This window comes from Providencia sp. PROV119 (assembly GCF_028482435.1).
Lineage (GTDB): Bacteria > Pseudomonadota > Gammaproteobacteria > Enterobacterales > Enterobacteriaceae > Providencia > Providencia stuartii.
The window spans coordinates 157,410-178,738 of sequence record NZ_JAMPQL010000002.1 but is presented as its reverse complement, the minus strand read 5'-3'; the positions used below and the strand labels follow the sequence as shown (position 1 = coordinate 178,738).

The window sequence follows — 21,329 nt, the reverse complement described above, 5'->3', positions numbered from 1 at the left end:
AAATGAAACAGCGAGAGTTAATAAATAAATATAGTAATACACTCTCTGTGACCTGCTTTGTCACTGTATGTATGATGCCAACATTTTACGCGTGGGGGGCGGAAGGCACAACCTACGAGTTTAACAGTGGATTCATAGTAGGCAGCAAAGATAATGTTGATTTAGAACGCTTCAATACTGCTCCAATTAGTGAAGGTAAATATTCTGTTGATGTGTATACCAATGATAATTGGAAAGGACGCTATGATTTAAATATTGTTCAACAAAAAGATGGGAATTTAGGTGTGTGCTATACGCCAGCTATGTTGAGCAATTTTGGTGTTGATGCAGAAAAATTAAACCCACAACTAAATTCACAAGAATCCACCTGCTTACCTCTTAAAGAGTGGAATAATTTGAGTGAAGTGAATGATAAATTTCACTCATCTAATTTACGTCTAGATATTTCAGTACCCCAAATTTATGAACAACGTTTATCACGCGGGTATGTTGCGCCACAATTCTGGGAAAAAGGAATACCAGCACTTAATGTAGCCTATATGGCTAACTATTATGATAATCATACGAGCGGAGCTCAGGGGCAGAATGATGCTAGTGCGTATTTAGGATTAAATGCAGGGTTATCATTCGATGGCTGGTTGTTAAAACATATCGGTAACTTAAGTTGGCAACGTTCAGGAAGCACCAGTTGGAACAGCAACCAAACTTATTTACAACGACCTATTGCAAGTATGAAGTCAAAAATGACCGCAGGTCAGTTTTATACTGATGGCGATCTGTTTGACAGTATTAGCTTGCGTGGTGCAAAAATTGCGACAGATGACAGCATGTATCCTGATGGAATGACATCATATGCACCTGAAATTCGTGGTGTTGCCCAAAGTAACGCATTAGTCACTGTACGCCAAAATGGCTCGATCATATATCAAACTTCAGTACCACCAGGGCCGTTTATTTTAAATGATGTCTATCCATCCGGTTACGGTAATGACCTAAACGTCACCGTTAAGGAAGCAGATGGCAGTGAAAGTACTTTCAGTGTGCCATATTCATCGTTAGCACAACTGTTACGTCCGGGCTTTACACGTTATCAAGTCGCTGCTGGTAAGTCTGATACCGATGGTTTGCATCATCGCCCTTATATTATGCAAGGTACGATCCAACACGGCTTAAATAATACGTTTTCACTTTATGGTGGTGTTACGGCATTTGATGACTACCAAGCTTATTTAGTTGGTACTGGTATTAATACGGGGATTGGTGCGTTAGCACTGGACGTGACGCAATCTCGAACTGCGTTAAAACATCGAACCGATAATGGCCAAAGTTATCGTATCACTTTTAACCGACTGATATCGCAAACTGATACCAATATTTCATTGGCTGCGTATCGTTATTCAACGAAAGACTATTTTAATGTTAACGATGCGCTGTATGCGATCGATTATGATAAACGTGGTCTTTCAAATAACCGTTGGCGTGAAAAAAATGGTTTTAGCTATACAGTAAACCAAAACTTACCGGATGGATTTGGTGGGCTGTATTTTACAGGTCGTATATCAAGTTATTGGGAACGTTCTGGCACTGAGAAACAGTATCAGTTTAGTTATAACAACCAATATCAGCGCCTCTCTTATTCCATTAATTTTATGCGAGTCTACTCGGATAATAATAACTCACATGGAAAGAAAGACGACCGTATTAGCCTAAACCTAAATATTCCACTCTATTTTGGTGACAGCAGAAGTACCACATTAACCTCAAACACCGTATTTAATAATGAGAAATTTGGCTCAACTCAGCTCGGTGTTAATGGGGCACTAGATGATGAGAATAACTGGACTTATGGGCTAAATACCTCAACGGCTAGAGGTGGTGAACACAGTGTTGCAGTAAATACGGGTTATCGTACTCCTTATGTCAATACCAATGCTAATTATAGTCAAGGGCAAGGTTATCGCCAATTTGGCGTTGGTGCGAATGGCTCTGTTGTTGTGCATTCAGGGGGCGTTGTACTCACACCAAATACTGCAACGACAATGGCGTTGATTGAAGCCGAAGGTGCAGAAGGCGCTTCAATTATCAGTGCTCCAGGTGTACGCGTCAATCGAGGTGGTTATGCACTAGCACCATATGTACGACCTTATCGTATTAATAATATTGAAATTGACCCTAAAGGCAGTGCTGAAGATATCGTGTTCGAAAACACATCAAGCCAAGTCGTTCCTTATGAAGGCAGTATTGTTAAGGTGAAATTTGGCACTAAAGTTGAACGTAATCGGACTTTTAACGTTGTGCGTCTCGATAAAAAGCCAATGCCATTTGGCGCGGAAGTGACTAACGCTGAAGGTGAGTCAATTGGTGTTGTCGGACAAGGTGGCACGGTATTTATTAGTAACGAAGATGCCAAAGAAGCTATTGTGAAATGGGATAATGGGCAATGTGTATTTTCTCTGGAAGCAGGAACCAGTAAGGATAGTGTATGTCGATAAACACAATTTTACGTAATGGAATAGCACTGGCAGCAGTGCTATCGAGTATCCCCGCGTATGCTACATGCACCCGAAATAGTTGGATTCCAGCCGAGAATATCGACATGCAATTTGGCCGAGTGGTTGTCTCCCCAGATCTTCCTGTAGGTAGTGTGATACAAGAAAAAACATGGCCGATGAAGGAAACTGGCAGTTATTGGGCACAGTGTTATGGTGGCACTGTTTTAGATGCCATTATAACAGCAAAGGGGCTGACTGAGGGGCCAAATAAAGTCTATAACACGAATATCCCAGGGATAGGATTGCGTTTCCAACGTATGGGGGCTGTAGCAATGACCTACCCAGATACGTTTAAAGTTAGTGGGAGTAATAGACAAAAGATCAATGTGTATTTAGCTGGCTCAACATTTAAGTTACAAATCATTAAGACAGCAGAAAATACAGGCTCAGGGCGAATTACCCAAGGTGAGTATACTCGTTATGGTTACAAACCTAATTCAGTTGAACCAGCGATTATTACTTATTTATCGGCTGATGCCATTACCATTGTATCGCCATCTTGTAAAATTATGACAGGTAAAAACCAAGATGTTCATCTAGATACGGTTAAGCGCACCGATTTTAAAGGTCGAGGAACTACTGCGGGTGAGAAAAAGTTCCCTATTAATTTAATGTGTAATGGTGGAGTGAGTATTTCTCCCGATTCGGTTTCTGTAAACATGAGTTTCTATGGAAGAAATGCACCGAATACCAACCCTCAAGATGGGGTTCTGGATAACACTGCAAAATCGTCCCCGGCACAAGGTATTGGTGTGCAAGTTCTTACCGACAAGGGAGTAAAATTAACTTGGGGTAAGAGTTATAAGGTTGGGGAGTTAACAACTGCACTCGATAAATATATTAATACGAACTATATTGCTCGCTATTACCAGTATGGAGACAAAGTGACTGCTGGTGATGTGCAGGCTGTGATGCAATTCAACATAACCTATGATTAATAGGGGAGCCCAATGAAAAACTGGATAATACTGATGCTTTTTTCAGCGGTAGGTTATGCAAATGCATTACCAACTTTTGAAACTAACTATGATGAAGGCAAGGTATCTTTTGCGGGTAAAGTTGTTGATGTTTCGTGTGTAGTTTCCGTGAATGACCAAGGAAGTGATGCGAATATCTATCTTGCTCCAATTTCACTTATGGAAATTCATAATAGTGAAGGTGGTGCCTATTTAAAATCAAAAATGTTTACTATCAAGTTATCACAATGTCAATCTGTTGAGCATAATGGTGAAGTTGTTGATGCCGATCTCAATAAAATCAGTGTAACTTGGGCGGATGGTTACTTGGTGCCGAAAACAAACTTTGAAACTGCGGGGCTTCTGAAAAATATGTTAGTTGATGGTGCAAAAAATATTAACTTTGCATTATCCATCAATAATAACACGATTCTAGATGCTGATAATAAAATTATTCCAGCAGATCCTCAGCAACTTAAAGTCACGCCGAAAATATCGGATAATAAGGATGCAATTTTCCAATATTATATTGGTTACACAGCAGAGAAGGCGAGTGATGTGACAACTGGGTTGATGGCAAGTTATGCGACATATGAAATCCAGTATAATTAACATATAAAAACATGTAGGTTAAATAAAAATAACATAGCGATTTAATCGCTATGTTATTTTTTTGTTTAGGTGATTAGGTTTGAAATATAATTGTCTAATTACAGATGTATCATAAATGTAATAATATAGATTGAAATATTAGAGCGAGTTTTTAGAGTGAATAATAACACTCTCTGCTGTATATTTTAGCTCTTGACTCTTAATATTAATTGTTTCATCTTGCATAGAGTAATCCTCTTCAGTAATACATCCTTGAAAGAACCAGTCTATAGGGCATTTCAACGCAATCGCTATGCTAACTAAGTGATTTAGAGGTATTTTATTGATTCCATTCTCATAGCGAGAGACTTGCTGTTGGCTGATATTTAATTTTTTGGCTAAATCAGCCCCCGAAAGGCCTAATTCTTTTCGCCGTGTTTTTATCTTAATTCCAATAAAATAATGAATGTCCATGTGACACCCTCGATTGATAAAGGGATTGTAGAGTATAATGCTAATGCATTATAAAATTATACAATATATAAAATCTTAAAAAAACAATTAATTTCAATATATCGGTTATTCATTGCACATAGTGGCAGAGACAAACATTTTTTCGCCAAAGGACAAACTAGGAACGCCGACTTTACCAACGATGGGGTGCCCATCAACCTCTGTTAGTATAAAATTATGATGGATTAACTGTTGCTCAGTCACATTATCGCTGTTATCAGCACTCACATTTTGGGTTTGGCAGGCTGCTAATAAAAAACCCAATAGTGTTAAAGGGATTATCCGTTTCATTATCATTTTGCCTCTATTAGGCTTTGACAATGTTAGGACAATCTTCGCCATTATTAAGTTGGCGGATGTTCCCTAAAGTTGTTTCGCTGATACTGGTTAATGCTTCTTCCGTTAAGAAAGCCTGGTGACCCGTAAATAGCACATTATGGCATGATGAAAGGCGACGGAAAATATCATCTTGGATAACGTCATTCGATTTGTCTTCAAAGAACAATTCGCGTTCATTTTCATAAACATCCATACCAAGAGAGCCAATTTTCTGTGCTTTAAGTGCACTAATGGCTGCAACAGAATCGATGAGAGCGCCACGGCTTGTATTGATGATCATTACGCCATTTTTCATTTTATTAAATGCGTTTTCATCTAATAAATGGTGATTTTCGGGCGTGAGAGGGCAGTGTAAAGAGATAATGTCAGAATTTTTGTATAAAGTATCTAAATCCACATATTCTGCACCTAAATCGAGGACCACTTGATTTGGGTAAGGGTCATGGGCGAGTAAACGCATACCAAACCCTTTTAAGATCCTCAGCGCGGCTTGGCCAATTTTACCCGTGCCGATAATACCGACAGTGCGGTTATGCATATTAAAGCCCGTTAACCCTTCTAAAGAAAAATTAGCATCTCGGGTACGTTGATAGGCTCGGTGGATACGACGATTAAGGCATAACATCATCCCCACGGCATGTTCGGCAACTGCTTCAGGTGAATAGGCGGGCACACGCACAACTTGGATCCCAAGCTCTTGTGCTGCGACTAAATCAACATTATTAAAACCTGCGCAACGTAATGCTAAAATGCGGATATTAAGCGCCGCAAGCTCTTCTAATACTTCACGGCTAGCATCATCATTAACAAAGATACATACGGCATCAGCGCCGACAGCATTTTTTGCTGTTTGTACTGTTAATGGAAAATCAAAGTATTCGATATTAAAATCAAACTCGGATCCTTGATTGACTTGATCCATATGTTTACGATCATACTGTTTAGTACTGTAAGAAACGATTTTCATCTAAGAAACTCCGTGTACTATTCGTTAGGAACCCAAAATAAGGGGTAGCTAAAAAAGTGGCTACCAAGCATTAAGGTCAGAATAAGATAATTATTACAGTAAATCATCAAAAAAATACTGAAAGCGCGCCTTTATTGCGCTTTAATTGGTGATTGTAGTCGTTTAAAGATATAACGATCTTGATTAGCACCAATATTCACAATCGATATAGATAAAACAAGGAAGCTGTTTGATGAAAAGGGCACTTAAAATATTACTCTTAAGCGTTGTAGGATGCGTTGTGCTCTTATCTATTTTATGGGTCACAGTAACCCGTTGGCTTCCTATTGTTGCAAAATCTTATTTACCCGAAAACGTGACGCTGTCATTTAGCCAGCCTGTATATCGTCATGACCAATTAATTGTTGATAGCATACAATTGAAGGCAGGCGACTGCTTGTGGTTTGATGCTAAAAAGAGCCGTTTTTCGCTTTTTCCATTACATTTAGCAATTAATGAGTTAACTGAAGATAATCAATGTTTAAGTCAGTTGTCTTCAGATGAAAAAGATAGCGAAAGTACACCACTATCGGTGATTGAATTGATTGATAACTTACCTTCATTTTCATTGGTCATTGAAAATGCCAAGGTATCGCCTTGGGAAGAGTATCAAGGCAGTATTTGGCTGTATCGAAATGAAGGGACGCCATTAGCTTTAGATTATCGTGGTGATAAATTATCTTTTTCAACTAATATCACTGCTAACCATCAACTCAATATTGAACATTTTTCCGTTCAATTACCAGAACAAGAGCAGCGCCTTGAACTCGATGGCGAGTTAAGCTTACCACTAACGACAGAATCACTTCCGACATCAGGCATACTCTTTGCTGAATTTTTATTAACTCAGCCAAGCAAATCCCTGTATGCGAAATTGCGGTGGCTGGATGATCAAGGCACATTGTCTTTATTTGATAAGCAAAGTGGTCAAGAAATTTTTCATTTGCCTTGGCAAGTGTCAGCCAACATGATCCGTATTGAGGATGGGCGTTGGCAGTGGGAAGAGAGTGAGGTTCCATTACATGGCGGTATTTCGTTACAAATAGAGAATTGGCAGTCGGGCCTGAGTGACATGGTGATTAGTGGGCGTACTAATATGATGACCGAGGCTCAAAAAGGTAAAGCGAATTTAGTATTAAATTTACCAGCTAATAAAATTAATTTACTCGATGCAGATATTCATTTTCAGCTAAATGGGCAATTGAAATATGATGATATGGTTTTAGATATCAACTTGCCGTCAAAAATATCGGGTCAATTAATTTCGCCCGCAATTTCATTTCTTCCCGGCTCACTCTTACGAGCTTATGGGCGTGTTTCACCGACGCTACTATTACAAGAAGCACGCTTACCTTTAGCGGGTACTTCATTGAGTGCGGAAGGGATCACCGGGCGCCTCCAAGCTATTTTAAAAGTGAAAGAGCAGTATTGGGGGGATTTCGCCATTCATTTAGATGGTCAGGCGAATAAGTTTATATTTGATAAAGGTAAGTGGTTTTGGAATTATTGGGGAAATGCACAATTACCGGCTTTAGCGGCGCATTGGGATATCAAAGGGCAAGGTAGTTGGCAAGATTCGTTAATTACCCTAAATACGTTAAACACTGGGTTTGACCAAATAAAATATGGTTTGCTTTCGATGACGGCAACACGCCTTATTTTAACAAAACCTTTATTTTGGCAACGTGATCCGGCTAAAGAGAACTTCCAAGGTGAACTCCAACTTACCAGTCACCGAATGCAATTTGGAGCCGCAAGCTATTTGCCTAAAACGACTGTTAATGCGGCTCTAAAAGGTAAATCACCGGCTGATTTTCAGTTAAAAGCTGATTTAAGTACTAAAGACGTAGGGCCAATTGTTATTTTTAGTCGATGGGATGGCGAACGTTTTCGGGGGCAAGCGCGTTGGCCAGAACAATCAGTGAGTGCATTCCAAACATTGATCCCAAATGATTTAGGGATCACCTTGCGTGAAGGAAAACTTTTTTCACAAGCCGCTTTTTCGATTGATCCAGAAACCGGTTTTATCGCGGGAGGGCACTGGCGTGTAGAAAATACGGGAATGTGGCTTAAAGATGGTGAAGTGAGTGGCTTAGATTTCGTTTTACCTTGGAAATTACAAAATAGCACATGGACGTTAGGTGAAAAATCGGCTGTACAATTACGTATCAAGCAATTAAATAATTTGTTTGAACTAACCGATATTCGAGCCGATTTATCAGGTACTTACCCGCCAACAGATGCAATGCCATTAAAATTGAGCCAAGTTGGTTTTAATTTATTAGGGGGGAAGGTAGAGCTTGATTTACTCCGTTGGCCACAAAAACAGCCAGCCACAATCAGACTACATCAAATTGAATTAAGCCGATTATTTACCATACTCAAAGTAACTCAGTTTGCGGCCTCTGGTCGCGTTGATGGGGAATTACCTTTTTACCTTAATAATCCAGAGTGGATCGTTAAAAATGGTTGGTTAGAAAATAGTGGCCCGTTGGCCTTGCGTCTTGATACTCAGTTTGTTGAGTCAATTAAGGCTGATAATATGTCTGCAGGAGCAGCGATAGGTTGGTTGCAATACTTGGAAATTTCTCGCAGCCGTACCGATGTGAATATCACCAATTTAGGCTTGTTGACAATGAAAACCATTATCCAAGGTTTTAATCCTCAAGAATCTAAAAAAAGAGAAGTCCACTTAAATTACACACATGAAGAGAATATCTTCCAATTATGGCGTAGCCTACGTTTTGGCAGTAACTTAGAAGAGTGGCTGGAAAAAAATATCTAAAGGAATAAGGATTAACAGTGAAAATAATCGCGACGAGTGTATTTACATTGATGGCAATGATGCTGACAGGTTGTTTGCGGGTTGAGGTAGCGACACCTGATAAACCCATTAATATCAACATGAATGTTAAAATTGAGCACGAAATACTCATTAAAGCTGATAAGCAAGTTGAAGACTTACTTAAAGAAAATAGTGATCTTTTTGGTAAGGTGGAAGCACAATGAAGACCATTTTCCAAGCGTTGATGATATCCGGTTTATTTGTTTTTTCGGCTGCTGCACTAACCGTTGATGAGGCAAAAAATCAAGGGTTAGTTGGTGAAACATTATCGGGTTATTTAGCGGTAGTTACCCACGGTAATGCGGAAGTTGATGAGCTTGTCACTGAAATTAACCGTGAGCGTGAAATCAAATACAGTGAAATTGCGAAGAAAAACAATCTAAAAACTAGGGATGTGGGTAAAATAGCGGGGCAGAAACTCGTTGAAAGAGCCGCGAGTGGGGAGTATGTACGCGGTATTAATGGTCAATGGTTGAAGAAAAAATAATATGCGCATGATTTGTTCATACGCACATCATTGTGAGGTCAATTGCGGTTAAGCGATAACCGTATCGATGCATTGACGAGCATCTTGCTGTGCTTTTTCAGCCGATTCAGTACCTAATGCAGTACCCTCAGCAAAAATAAATTCGATATCGGTGATACCGATAAAGTTTAAGAACAGTTTTAAAAATGGAACAATAATGTCAGAAGCCGTATCTTTATAGATGCCACCTCGGCTGGTTAACACAAATGCACGTTTATTTTCTAATAAACCGACTGAGCCTTGTTCAGTATATTTAAAGGTCTCTCCCGCTCTTGCAATAAAATCAAAGTAATTTTTAAGATGGGAAGGGATATTCAAATTGTACATTGGCGCAGTAATGACAATCACATCATGTTGTTTGATTTCATCGATCAATTGGTTAGATAATGCTAAATGCGCTTTCTGCTGTTCAGTTTTACTGTCGCCTGGTGCGAAAGCTGCTAAAATTTCCGCATCAATCGCTGGAATTGGGTTGCTGACAAGATCACGGATGGTTATGCTATCGCTCGGGTTTTTTTCTTGCCATTGTTCAATAAAGTAATCTGCCATTTTGTTACTGTGTGAATAGTCTGCCAGAATACTTGATTTCAACAACAATACTTTTTTCATCGTTTTACCTTAAAACTCATTGATTTATATCGTAATTAATAATACAGATTTTAATCATCAATGAAAGAAAGAATTTTAGAAGAGTTATATCAAAAAAATTGATGTTGCCATTTATTCTGTGATATTGATGGCGTTTTTATCATGATGGTAATGACAGCCTATATTCAACAAAATGGCATAAAATAGTTAAATAATAAGGATTTAAAAAGTGGAATCCATGCTGACAGCCTTAGAAGCTGATATTGGACAAACTTCATTACGTGACCAACGGTTACTGAAAAAGCGTCTTCAAGGAATAGTTAAAATTCGTGATGAAAAATCACGAGTTGCGGTACTGAATGCGATAAAAGCGGATGTTGAAACAGCGAAACAAAAAATTTCGAACAAGCTGCTTAATCCACCTAAAATCGTCTATCCAGAAAATCTTCCTGTTAGTCAGAAAAAACAAGCTATTTATGATGCGATAAAACAGCATCAAGTGGTGATCATCGCGGGTGAAACAGGGTCCGGTAAAACGACTCAGATCCCCAAAATATGTCTGGAATTAGGGCGAGGCGTTAAAGGGCTAATCGGTCATACACAACCAAGGCGACTAGCCGCTCGTGCGGTAGCAACCCGTCTAGCTCAAGAGCTTGAAAGCGAAGTCGGAACTATTGTTGGTTATAAAGTTCGCTTTAGTGATCAAGTGAGTGATAGTACACAAGTCAAATTAATGACAGATGGCATTTTGTTAGCAGAACTGCAAAATGATAGGTTACTGCTGCAATATGATACGATCATTATCGATGAGGCTCACGAACGTAGCCTAAATATCGATTTTATCTTAGGTTACCTGCGCCAATTATTACCTAAACGTCCTGATCTAAAAGTCATTATTACGTCAGCAACTATCGATCCTGAACGTTTCTCTCGCCATTTTAATCAGGCACCCATTATTGAAGTGTCGGGGAGAACTTATCCCGTTGAAGTGCGTTATCGCCCGATTATGGGGGATGATAATGACAGCGACCGCGATCAAATCGATGGCATCATTGATGCTGTAAATGAGCTTGGGCAGGAAAGCTCAGGGGATATTTTGATCTTTATGAGCGGTGAACGAGAAATCCGCGATACCGCTGATGCCTTGTCAAAATTACAATTGCGCCATACCGAAATTTTACCGCTATTTGCTAGGCTATCGAATAGTGAACAAAATCGCATATTCCACCCACATGGTGGGCGGCGAATTATTTTAGCTACTAACGTTGCTGAAACGTCTTTGACCGTGCCTGGCATCAAATATGTTATTGATACTGGTTATGCGCGAATAAGCCGTTACAGTGTTAGAACCAAGGTGCAGCGCTTACCTGTTGAACCGATCTCCCAAGCTTCAGCAAATCAGCGTAAAGGTCGCTGTGGTCGTGTTTCTGATGGTATTTGTATTCGTTTATATTCTGAAGAGGACTTTTTAAGTCGCCCAGAGTTTACCGATCCTGAAATACTAAGAACCAATTTGGCGTCTGTTATTTTACAAATGACCTCAATTGGCTTAGGAGATATTAGCGCATTTCCATTTGTCGAAGCTCCGGATAAACGTAATATTCAAGATGGCGTGAAGTTATTAGAAGAGCTTGGGGCTATTCAGGCGCATCAACAGAGTGAACGCGGTTATATATTGACGGATATTGGTCGTCAATTGGCGCAACTACCGGTTGACCCACGTCTCGCTCGAATGGTGATAGAAGCGAGAAAGCTAGGGGCAGTCAGGGAAACCATGGTGATTGTGGCGGCATTATCGATTCAAGACCCAAGGGAGCGCCCATTAGATAAACAACAAGCGGCAGATGAAAAGCATCGCCGCTTCCACGATAAACAATCTGATTTCTTAGCATTCCTTAATCTGTGGGATTACTTAAAAGAGCAGCAAACCGCTTTATCAAATGCGCAATTTAGAAAAATGTGCCGCCAAGATTTTTTGAACTATTTACGCATTCGAGAGTGGCAAGATCTCTATACTCAATTGAGGCAAGTTGTTAAAGAGCAAGGTTTTCCAATTAATAGTGCAGCGGCAGATTACCGGTGTATTCATACATCATTACTTGCTGGGCTGCTATCTCATATCGGTCAAAAAGATGTAGAAAAACCAGAATTTACAGGCGCTAGGAATGCAAGATTCACTATCTTCCCCGGCTCAGGTTTATTTAAAAAGCCCCCAAAATGGGCAATGGTCGCCGAGTTAGTAGAAACGTCAAAATTATGGGGGCGGGTGGCTGCAACTATTGAGCCTGAATGGATAGAGCCGTTAGCGGAGCACCTTGTTAAGCATCATTACAGCGAACCTCATTGGTCTAAATCGCAAGGTGCTGTGATGGCCTCTGAAAAGGTCACTTTGTATGGATTACCGATCGTCGCCGCGCGCCAAGTGAATTACGGGAAAATCGACCCCTTATTGTGTCGCGAACTCTTCATTCGTCATGCACTGGTCGAAGGGGATTGGGTTACTCGTCACGCATTTTTCAGGGAAAATCGTAAGCTATTGGCGGAAGTTGAAGATTTAGAACACAAGTCTCGTCGTCGTGATATTTTGGTTGATGATGAAACCTTGTTTGCGTTTTATGACCAGCGTATTCCTAATGATGTGATCTCTACTCGCCATTTTGATAAGTGGTGGAAGGTTGCTTCAAAACAGCAGCCCGATCTCCTGAACTTTGAAAAAAATATGTTGATCAAAGAGGATGCGGCGCACGTTTCATTGCTAGATTATCCAAACTTTTGGCATCAAGGTGAGCTGAAATTCCGCTTAAGTTATCAATTTGAGCCAGGAACGGAGGCAGATGGGGTGACAGTGCATATCCCATTAGCCATTTTAAACCAAGTACACAATGTTGGTTTTGAGTGGCAAGTTCCGGGGTTACGTCAAGAACTGATTATTGCGTTGATTAAATCATTACCTAAGCCTGTACGTCGGAATTTTGTGCCTGCACCTAATTATGCCGCGGCATTTCTTGAAAGAGTACCGACACCAGATGGTAGCCTACTTGATAAGCTTGAGCGTGAATTACGTCGCATGACAGGGGTGACTGTTGAACGTGATGCTTGGCAATTAGACCAACTACCTAGCCATTTGAAAATGACATTCCGCGTAGTGGGTGAAAAAAATAAAACCATCGCTGAAGGTCAAGATCTGGATGAATTGAAAAATCGGCTCAAAGAAAAGGTACAAGAAACCCTTTCCGAAGTGGTTGATGATGGCATTGAACAAAGCGGCTTACATATCTGGAGCTTTGGTGAGTTACCTCAACGTTACGAACAGAAACGAGGAGGGTATTCTGTTAAGGCTTATCCGGCCTTAGTGGATGAAAGAAACAGTGTTGGGATCCGCGTTTTCGAAACCGAATTTGAACAACAACAAGCGATGTGGGGTGGTGTACGTAGGTTACTGTTACTGAATATTCCATCGCCAATTAAATACTTACATGAAAAACTCCCGAACAAATCTAAACTGGGATTATATTTTAATCCGTATGGAAAAGTTTTAGAGTTAATCGATGATTGTATCGCCTGTGGTGTTGATCAACTCATTGCGACTTATGGTGGCCCTGTGTGGACGGAAGATGGGTTTGGCAAGTTACAAGAGTTTGTGCGGGCTGAACTCAATGATGTAGTTGTACAAATCGCGAAACAAGTTGAGCAAATACTCACTGCGGTATTTGCAATCAATAAACGCTTAAAAGGACGCGTTGACTTTGCGATGGCAATGGCACTTTCGGATATAAAAGGGCAGATGTCTAACTTAGTCTTTAAAGGCTTTGTCACTGAACATGGTTGGAAACGGCTTCCTGACGTGCTCCGTTATTTGAATGGTATTGAGCGCCGATTAGAAAAACTGGCGATTGATCCTAATAGAGACCGTGCCCAAATGAGTAAAGTGGAGCATGTGACACAAATGTGGCAGCAATGGAAGGCGAAACTGATACCAGTACAACAACAATTACCGGAAGTACAAGAGATCCGTTGGATGATCGAAGAGTTGCGTATAAGCCTATTTGCACAGCAGCTTGGTACGCCGTATCCGATTTCGGATAAACGGATTATTCAATCAATGGAAAATTTAAGTCAGTCACTTGTATAAAACACAGAGTTAGATGATAACCTTCAAAACCCCATCATGATGCTAAAGATGGGGTTTTTTTATCGTTATCGGTTATGGATAAACAATTTGTAATGTCGCAGTTGCATTGGCTTTCCCCGCACTAACAGAGGGGTGGATTTGCACATATTGAGCTTCGAAATAAATGGCATAGGGGGAGCGGTCAAAGCTAGTTCCCAAATTAAAGACTTTATTTAGAGGGATTGGCTCACCTTGAAAACGCAGTTGTAAACCAATCCCTTGGGCGCTATCAGGTCTTTTATCTAGTGCAATCACAGAATGATCTGCACTGTGACTGGCTCGCCCACTAAGGATAATGCCCACAGAGGTTTCTCCACTACAATTTAGCGTAAGATAAAAAGAGACGGGGGCGGAATGGCTACCAATCCCCCTAAACTGGCTCTGTTTGACTTTCTTCATTTTTACTCGTTTATGTTTTTCGAGCAGTTCACAGCTAGGCGTAACAATCTTTGTATTTAGGAAACGATAACTTTGAACAGGTAAATGGCCAATTGATGCTTCAATCAGACGATGAGAGCTAAGTATCCCTGAACCTGTGATGTTTTTTGTTTTCACCAATTGTACTCGGATCCCATTTAATGCATTACCACAATAGCTATAACGATGAGAGGTAATGTGGCAAGCATTGGGTGAGTCATTAACAAAAGGTAACTTATCTCGGCTAAATGCTGCTCCCTGTGGGATAAAGCGAAGGCCAATACCGTCAATATTTGTTTGATAAATTGAGTTATAACCATTTGATAGTAATGGGAACTGGCTATTTTCCCATTTTGCTTGAACGGGTGAGCGACAATCTACCATGATTGGATTGTCACTAAGACCGTTTAAGGTCACCTCTTGGATCACTGACCCCACCGCTAATCGATGAGGTACAGTTACCGTACCGAGGGATAACACAGTATGATGTGGCGTGAAATTTGGCACATATTGGCATTGAGAAGCATAAGCGTTATGTGTAACGAATATACAGCAAGGCCATAAACGAGAAATTAAAGTCATCATAAAGCTTCCTTGCGCTGACAAATCACCGGAACATGGTAAAACCCTTGATTCAGATCTGTTTCTAATAGTTGGTATTGAAATTCACATTGCTGCGATTGTTTTGCTCCCCATTTCAATTTTATTGTGCCTGATGGCTCAAGCCCACTTAAATAGACTTGGCCCATATCGTTAATAATCCCTACATTAATATCATTGCTTGTTAGTTCTCCTTTTTCTGTTACGAGGCTGGCAAGCGCACCAAAAGGGGCCAATTTCCCATCCGCAAGCCGAATAGTAAAGAAAGAGCGTTTGCCCCGTTTGACGGGGAAGTGAACCAGTACCAATGCCCCTTTCGTTGGTAAAATAGATTGAAAACTCGTTTCAATTTCAGTATCTACAGGTAAGGTCTGTGTATCAATAACAAAGTTATTACGCCGATAAGGTTGTAGCTGATTGATAATCGCATGGCCTTTGCTATCGGTATTGGTATTGAGTTGAGCATCCAAACGGACGTCTTGCGTATCAGGTACAACCAATAAAGCGGAAGTTTCCCCACGACTCGGTGTTAGCGTGATGCCATACGGATGAGCCACCACTGAACTTCGAAATCCATAGTGCAATTGATGCTCTTGTTTGTAGCCATAACCCGCATTTAAAATAAATTTATTATGATGATACTGAGTATAAAATCGTGTGTCTGATTCATTTTTCGGCCTCATACAACAGCGGTTATTTAGAGAGTTATGCTGTAGAGTATAAGAAATAAAATTATCTTCTAGGATGGCTCCCGTTAATGTTGCTTGCTGGCTTTGATAGTTATTTGGCGCATATTGTGATTGGTAACTAAAATGCGTATTAGGCAACCAAGCGTTCACTGGAATAATTATGGAAGCAGAAAAGATATACTCTGGCTTTTGCTCAATGATAGAATAATTTGACTGGCAGTTAAGGCTAAAATGGTATTCGTTTATATTGCCTGAATAATTGAGATTGTAGGCCCACTGATATTCTCTTTGCTCTCTAAACCTCTGTTGCGATGCTGATAATGATATATTTCCAAAATAACCTAACCCTTGTGATAAATGTAGCTTAATGATCTGTTGAGGGTAGGCGGTGTTAGATAAGTTTATTTTATCCAATACATCAGTGAACTGCCGTAACTTAGGGTCATCGGTCCATTGAACATTAAATGTAAACTCAGTTGCGGTGGGCGTGATTAACTTTGAATATTCAAACTGATAACTATTTGATTTATTTTTCTGACTGTAGGATTGTGTCCAATCAATAGTCAAATCGCCAATTTCATTGGCTGAAAATGAGCTGCCTAATATCAGTGATTTAAAAGGTGATGAGAAAATAGAACCAGTATACGCAGTGATATTATTGTTAATACCATATTTTATTTCGCTAATGAAAAAATAAGGTAGTGCAGAGCGTGAGCGGTTAGAGACCATTCCACTGTTTAAGGCATAGCGAAATTGGCCTTTTTTGATCATCAGTGGCGAAGAAGAAAAAGGGTATTGGTATTGACGAACTCGACCACTAGACTCAGTGATCGTCATTTCTAAGACGCCTTTATGGGCTAATGGTTTCAATTGATTTAGTGTAAATGGCCCCGCAGGTAAATAATCATTATAAATGATAATATTATTTTGCCTTACAGTCACCTGAGCCGGACTATGATTAATGCCTTGTAATATGGGTGAATAATATGCATCATAATCCGGAAACATTAATTCATCATTAGAGAGTGAGATCCCTTTAAAAGAGTATGGGATAAAAAATGAGGAGGCAAGGTAATACTCGCCTAAGATAAATTGACTTTTTAATGACCTAATCGGGTAGGATAAAGTTGTATTATAACTCTCCCATTGTTGGTGTGAGTTTGAGTAAACTAAATTATTTCTTAGGCGCCATCCTAGATAGTTAATACCATTTTGCAATGACAGGTTAAAGCTATTATTGTCATTAATGTACTTATTCGAGTTATAACTTCCGGATAGGTTATAATCAATATAAGCTGACGTTACGCCATCATCCCATTGTGATTGGAGGTTATTCTCATTAGTGTCACTATTTAAGTAATGATGAGGGATATTGATATCCAACGTTAAGTGATTAAAGTCAAAATGATGAAAATAACCCTCGATAATTGTTGAAAGGTGGCTAGCTAGGTTGTCATTTTTATCAAACGTCATTGTATTTAATGTTTTTTCATGCAGGCCAATTTTTAATAATTGATTTCGACTGAATATTGGTACTAACTGTTGATCTATATATTGAAAACTTACATTTTCAGTAAATAGTCTAACATTGTTGACAATAACATCAACGGCATAAATCCCTTCGGGTTGATTATCTAGATTTAATATAATATTTTCAATATCATTAATATTTTCAATGTTATCAAGTGCCTCAAGATTAAAATATTCAGCATATGCCAAAAGAGGAGTCGTGATTAAAAACAGCATTAATAAATTGATATTATTTTTTTTCATCATCATTAAAGAGTTGTTGAGAAATTAATTGTGTTTTACCGCCATAATCATTTAATGCGCTCCAAGAAACAGAATTCAATTGAGGCAATACTATTTTCCAAGATAATTGCCCAAAGGGGGCTATCATGCCAGGCTCTGCAATCTCTTTACCATTAAGGTATAGTTCTCGCAGCGTAATATAGTGCCCAGTAGGATTTGTTGCCGTTACTTTTTGGTTATTATAGCTAAAGGTGACCTCTTTAAATGCAGATTCGGCACTGCTATTTAAAGATTCAGGCCGATAAAATAGCTTGAAACTGGATTTCACAACAATATGTAAATTATTTTCTGTATTTTCATGAATGGCAGGAAGAGACTTGATATGTAACCAGTAGAGAGTCTCTTGATCAGTTTGGTTTAATGGCGCCACTTTTATCACTCTTAATTTATTTAATGAGGCAGGTTTTAGCTTAAATAGTGGTGGTGTAATAATAAAATCATTAGACCGTTGATTATCTTTCTCAACCCATGATTGAATAAGGTAAGTCGTTTGCTCCTCAGGGTTCTCAATAGATAATGATATTTCCCTATCGTTTTCAGGATAAACAAACCGCGTGCCATTAATAATAATTCCGGCATAAGAGAGAAAAGGAAGCAATAATAAAAAGGTGACTGTTATTTTCATGATAATTAATGAGAGAGAAGAGAACCTCTCTCTCATCTCCTCTTTTATTGATAAATAATGCTAAAATGCGCTAATGCATCTGCTGAGCCGGGAATGATTTGATCACTGGTTGCAATATATTTAGCCACAAAATTCATTTCTACCGTTTTACTTGGGGTTATTTCTTTAAACTGGCTTCCCCCATTTAGTGGTATACGGCGAACACTATTTTCTTCATAAAGGCCTATTGCAATACCTGTTGCAGCAGGTGAGGTTGCATTTGGTGATAATCCTAATAAAGAAGGGTTAGCACTATCACTTTTACCATCAAACTTAAATTGAATTTTCTTATAATCGGTAGGGCAATTAGATAATGTTATTCTAAATGGTGTTGCTGCGGCAGCACTATTTTTATTAGTAAAAGCGGCTACAGAAACCTTCCCCATATTTACCACTTTATGTACAGAATTAGTATCAACAGAGCACGCCGTTGGAATTATACTGCCAACGAACTTTATTTCACCATCTGCTGAAAAAGAAATAGAATGATTAAAAAATAAAATAAGTAATATATATTTTAATAAACTGTTCATTGTATGACCTTGTAAATTATTTGCTGTGTGATTTCTATCAGTATATGTTGCTGATTGAGCGCAATATAATAAGTCTATTTTTTATGTTAAAAAGGGGTAAATTGGCGTGCACAAAACCAAATGATTTGATATCGACTTTCTTTTTCATCCTAAAGTTTTGTTTTTAACATTTGCATTATGAAAATGATTTTCAGCATGATACTCCGTTTATTGTTCTTAAAAATTAAGAGTAGGGTATAACCGTTAAATTTTTAACGATTATAGCATCAAAACACACTAATTTAGTTACAACATACTAGTTGTTTGGAGAGTACCTAATGAAACAACAGTGCCAATACAAAAAATAACGTGACTAGGCTAGCTAAGAATTAAATGGGAAATCAATCCAAGGTAGGGTGAATAGGGGGGGAAAATGGTAAATCAGAGTCTCTATTTACTCCCTTTGCTAGTTTTAGCAGAGAGAGTAAAAACACAAACTGTCTGTATGGGAAATGAGCAAAACACTACAGTGTTTTACTTGTTACGCTATGCAAATAGGGCGAACCATTGGTTTTTACGGCGTTTAAAGAGAATGGGTGTAACTCCTTTGAGCCTTTCTCATTTAACTTCTGGCGACATCTAATTTTTCTGGCACAGGCACTATTCGAAAAATGAAGCTTATTGATTTTTTTAACTTTAGCGCTAAAACCAATGTCTTGTGATAATTGAATTCTCTCATTTTTGGTTATGGTATATGAATGTTCATTACGTAATATTAAGTACATGTTACCTCCTGAATGCAATCATTAGATAATATATGATTCACTTACAAATGATTTAAAAAAGCGCTGCTAGAACTAATGAAGGAAGAAGTATCGATGAGATCACTACACTGAATACTAGAGCCTTTTCAGTGTAGTGATTGTAATTGAAGCTAGAATAGATAGTAGGTTGCGGGCACTGCCCCCGCGATAATAGCCAGAGCGATAATCTTTTCAGCCATATTAAGTGGAGCTTGTTGGGATTGCTGAGTTCGCGCATACCAAAAAACAAGTATACCAGGCGCATATAAAACGACAGACAGCATAAGGTTGATCAGTCCAGAAGCATAAAGCAGCCAAAGACCATAGAGGCTGGCCACCATTCCAACCATCAGTAGCAGCTTATTATGGCGTTCAAAAGCGACTTTTATGAGAAAAGCACCCACTAAAAAGTAAGGAACCAAAATCATCTCAGAAGCGATTGTTAGGAGCGTATTGTAATTACTCCCACTTAGCCAAATTAAGACTAGAGAAAGCTGTACGGCACCATTTGTTAACCACAGGGAGGAGGATGGAGCATCATTCTTATTCAGTTTATTGAATATTTTAGGGAATGATTGATATTGCGCTGCGATATAAGGCACTTCGGCAGCCATAATTGTCCAACTCAGGTATGCTCCACACACAGAGATAATAAGCCCCGCTGCGATAATGATCTCACCACTTGAACCAATTAAACCTACCATTAAATTGGCCATTGATGGATTTTTTATTTCAGCAAGCTCAGCCCTTGGCATAAGGCCTAACGAGAGAAGGGTCACTAGGATATAGATGATTAATGCAGAACTAACGGCGAAAACAGTGGCTAAGCCAACATCACGGCGGTTTTTAGCGCGAGCAGAGACAACGACAGCTCCTTCGATACCAATAAACACCCACAACGTGATCAACATAGTGTCTTTAACTTGCTGCCAAACAGGCACTCCGAGGGAAATCCCACTAAAATCTGCATCGAACACATCAAGTTTGAAAGCGACAAATGCTAGGATAATAAATAGCCCTAATGGGATTAATTTTGCCATAGTGGCTAGCTTATTAATTCCCGCCGCCGTTTGAACACCACGCAACACTAAATAGTGCACAATCCATAATAAGATGGATTCACCAACTAAGGCTTGCCAAGTGTTACCATCGCCAAAAATAATCCTATCGGGTGTATCAGTAAAAAAGCTGATGGCCGCAAAAACGATAACTAAGTAAGAGACATTAGCGATAACCGCACATAGCCAATAACCCCATGCGGAACAAAAACCAATCAGTTCACCGAAACCTTCTTTTGCATAAGTAAAAATGCCCCCATCAAGATCTGGGCGTATACGAGAAAGTAGCAGTAGAGAGAAAGCTAAAAATAAAATGCCAATGCCTGTAATTGACCAGCCAATGATAAGTGCCAAAGGGCTGGCAACTTCAGCCATATTTTGTGGAAGGCTAAAGACACCTGCACCCACCATTGAGCTGAGAACTAATGCGGTGAGTGCTGTAAGACTGAGTGTATGTTTCAATGTATGTCCTGGTTATTCTACAATCAAAAGTTAAAATAACGTTAAATCTACAATTTTATAATGTATTTAAGCTGGAACAATTTTAAATTATAGATTGTTTATCTGTCGTACTGATAAAGTGAGGGGGATTCTACGAATGAAACGACGGTTATGCAATGGAAAACTATTCAGTTTGATAAGATTTTTATTCAGTGGGAAAATCAGCAGTCAAACGTTTTTTTCAGA

The 21,329-nt window shown here is 39.2% G+C and carries 16 protein-coding genes; 7 read left to right on the top strand and 9 right to left on the bottom strand.

Annotated elements, in window-relative coordinates; all coding sequences use genetic code 11:
- The first annotated feature begins 2 nt into the window (after positions 1-2).
- From PSF11_RS03125 to PSF11_RS03115, 3 genes are read left to right on the top strand one after another with little or no spacing between them, the layout of a single operon-like run.
- On the top strand, positions 3-2,492 hold the full coding sequence (locus PSF11_RS03125) for a fimbria/pilus outer membrane usher protein (protein ID WP_040133104.1): 2,490 nt from the start codon (positions 3-5) through the stop codon (positions 2,490-2,492).
- Positions 2,483-3,490 (top strand): fimbrial protein, encoded by a 1,008-nt coding sequence (locus PSF11_RS03120; RefSeq protein WP_115113527.1) that lies wholly within the window; start codon positions 2,483-2,485, stop codon positions 3,488-3,490. The genes PSF11_RS03125 and PSF11_RS03120 overlap by 10 nt, the downstream gene beginning before the upstream one ends.
- Before the next feature lie 12 nt (positions 3,491-3,502).
- A complete protein-coding gene (locus PSF11_RS03115; protein ID WP_004919541.1) occupies positions 3,503-4,120 on the top strand; it encodes a fimbrial protein in 618 nt (205 codons plus the stop codon).
- Positions 4,121-4,258: 138 nt separating this feature from the next.
- Here the strand turns inward: PSF11_RS03115 and PSF11_RS03110 are convergent, their stop codons facing one another.
- The 3 genes from PSF11_RS03110 to PSF11_RS03100 form a co-directional block, all read right to left on the bottom strand.
- Entirely contained in the window at positions 4,259-4,573 is a 315-nt protein-coding gene (locus PSF11_RS03110) for a helix-turn-helix domain-containing protein (protein WP_004919544.1), read from the bottom strand.
- 105 nt (positions 4,574-4,678) lie between these two features.
- The gene (locus PSF11_RS03105) at positions 4,679-4,903 is read right to left on the bottom strand and encodes a hypothetical protein (protein ID WP_272682736.1); all 225 of its coding nucleotides are present in this window, start codon (positions 4,901-4,903) and stop codon (positions 4,679-4,681) included.
- Between the two features lie 16 nt (positions 4,904-4,919).
- Positions 4,920-5,918, bottom strand: a complete 999-nt coding sequence (locus PSF11_RS03100; protein WP_004919549.1) for a 2-hydroxyacid dehydrogenase — start codon at positions 5,916-5,918, stop codon at positions 4,920-4,922.
- A 232-nt stretch (positions 5,919-6,150) separates the two neighbouring features.
- On the opposite strand from PSF11_RS03100, the gene PSF11_RS03095 reads away from it, so the two are divergent.
- From PSF11_RS03095 to PSF11_RS03085, 3 genes are read left to right on the top strand one after another with little or no spacing between them, the layout of a single operon-like run.
- Entirely contained in the window at positions 6,151-8,742 is a 2,592-nt protein-coding gene (locus PSF11_RS03095) for a YdbH family protein (RefSeq protein WP_004919551.1), read from the top strand.
- 50 nt (positions 8,743-8,792) lie between these two features.
- Entirely contained in the window at positions 8,793-8,966 is a 174-nt protein-coding gene (locus PSF11_RS03090) for a YnbE family lipoprotein (RefSeq protein ID WP_004919554.1), read from the top strand.
- On the top strand, positions 8,963-9,289 hold the full coding sequence (locus PSF11_RS03085) for a YdbL family protein (RefSeq protein WP_004919556.1): 327 nt from the start codon (positions 8,963-8,965) through the stop codon (positions 9,287-9,289). The genes PSF11_RS03090 and PSF11_RS03085 overlap by 4 nt, the downstream gene beginning before the upstream one ends.
- A 48-nt stretch (positions 9,290-9,337) precedes the next feature.
- Here the strand turns inward: PSF11_RS03085 and PSF11_RS03080 are convergent, their stop codons facing one another.
- A complete protein-coding gene (locus PSF11_RS03080) occupies positions 9,338-9,937 on the bottom strand; it encodes an FMN-dependent NADH-azoreductase (protein WP_004919558.1) in 600 nt (199 codons plus the stop codon).
- A gap of 217 nt (positions 9,938-10,154) precedes the next feature.
- Between PSF11_RS03080 and hrpA the strand changes: the two genes are divergently transcribed.
- On the top strand, positions 10,155-14,048 hold the full coding sequence (gene hrpA / locus PSF11_RS03075) for an ATP-dependent RNA helicase HrpA (protein ID WP_181795765.1): 3,894 nt from the start codon (positions 10,155-10,157) through the stop codon (positions 14,046-14,048).
- A gap of 72 nt (positions 14,049-14,120) precedes the next feature.
- On the opposite strand, the gene PSF11_RS03070 is transcribed toward hrpA, so the two are convergent.
- From PSF11_RS03070 to PSF11_RS03050, 5 genes are all read right to left on the bottom strand, one after another.
- Complete coding sequence (locus tag PSF11_RS03070) at positions 14,121-15,089, bottom strand: fimbrial protein (RefSeq protein ID WP_072502249.1); 969 nt, start codon at positions 15,087-15,089, stop codon at positions 14,121-14,123.
- The gene (locus tag PSF11_RS03065) at positions 15,086-17,572 is read right to left on the bottom strand and encodes a fimbria/pilus outer membrane usher protein (protein ID WP_272682735.1); all 2,487 of its coding nucleotides are present in this window, start codon (positions 17,570-17,572) and stop codon (positions 15,086-15,088) included. Before PSF11_RS03065 ends, PSF11_RS03070 begins: the two co-directional genes overlap by 4 nt.
- On the bottom strand, positions 17,553-18,230 hold the full coding sequence (locus PSF11_RS03060; protein WP_004919566.1) for a fimbrial biogenesis chaperone: 678 nt from the start codon (positions 18,228-18,230) through the stop codon (positions 17,553-17,555). Before PSF11_RS03060 ends, PSF11_RS03065 begins: the two co-directional genes overlap by 20 nt.
- Before the next feature lie 44 nt (positions 18,231-18,274).
- A complete protein-coding gene (locus PSF11_RS03055; protein ID WP_004919568.1) occupies positions 18,275-18,802 on the bottom strand; it encodes a fimbrial protein in 528 nt (175 codons plus the stop codon).
- A 913-nt stretch (positions 18,803-19,715) separates the two neighbouring features.
- Positions 19,716-21,053, bottom strand: coding sequence for a basic amino acid/polyamine antiporter (locus PSF11_RS03050; protein ID WP_004919572.1), 1,338 nt, complete (start codon positions 21,051-21,053; stop codon positions 19,716-19,718).
- Between the last annotated feature and the right edge of the window lie 276 nt (positions 21,054-21,329).

Coding starts and splice junctions, on each gene's coding strand:
- PSF11_RS03105 (WP_272682736.1), bottom strand. CDS start 4,903: ATGAAACGGATAATCCCTTTAACACTATTGGGTTTTTTATTAGCAGCC.
- PSF11_RS03115 (WP_004919541.1), top strand. CDS start 3,503: ATGAAAAACTGGATAATACTGATGCTTTTTTCAGCGGTAGGTTATGCA.
- PSF11_RS03100 (WP_004919549.1), bottom strand. CDS start 5,918: ATGAAAATCGTTTCTTACAGTACTAAACAGTATGATCGTAAACATATG.
- PSF11_RS03065 (WP_272682735.1), bottom strand. CDS start 17,572: ATGATGATGAAAAAAAATAATATCAATTTATTAATGCTGTTTTTAATC.
- PSF11_RS03070 (WP_072502249.1), bottom strand. CDS start 15,089: ATGATGACTTTAATTTCTCGTTTATGGCCTTGCTGTATATTCGTTACA.
- PSF11_RS03090 (WP_004919554.1), top strand. CDS start 8,793: ATGGCAATGATGCTGACAGGTTGTTTGCGGGTTGAGGTAGCGACACCT.
- PSF11_RS03085 (WP_004919556.1), top strand. CDS start 8,963: ATGAAGACCATTTTCCAAGCGTTGATGATATCCGGTTTATTTGTTTTT.
- PSF11_RS03120 (WP_115113527.1), top strand. CDS start 2,483: ATGTCGATAAACACAATTTTACGTAATGGAATAGCACTGGCAGCAGTG.
- PSF11_RS03060 (WP_004919566.1), bottom strand. CDS start 18,230: ATGAAAATAACAGTCACCTTTTTATTATTGCTTCCTTTTCTCTCTTAT.
- PSF11_RS03080 (WP_004919558.1), bottom strand. CDS start 9,937: ATGAAAAAAGTATTGTTGTTGAAATCAAGTATTCTGGCAGACTATTCA.
- PSF11_RS03050 (WP_004919572.1), bottom strand. CDS start 21,053: ATGGTGGGTGCAGGTGTCTTTAGCCTTCCACAAAATATGGCTGAAGTT.
- hrpA (WP_181795765.1), top strand. CDS start 10,155: ATGCTGACAGCCTTAGAAGCTGATATTGGACAAACTTCATTACGTGAC.
- PSF11_RS03055 (WP_004919568.1), bottom strand. CDS start 18,802: ATGAACAGTTTATTAAAATATATATTACTTATTTTATTTTTTAATCAT.
- PSF11_RS03125 (WP_040133104.1), top strand. CDS start 3: ATGAAACAGCGAGAGTTAATAAATAAATATAGTAATACACTCTCTGTG.
- PSF11_RS03110 (WP_004919544.1), bottom strand. CDS start 4,573: ATGGACATTCATTATTTTATTGGAATTAAGATAAAAACACGGCGAAAA.
- PSF11_RS03095 (WP_004919551.1), top strand. CDS start 6,151: ATGAAAAGGGCACTTAAAATATTACTCTTAAGCGTTGTAGGATGCGTT.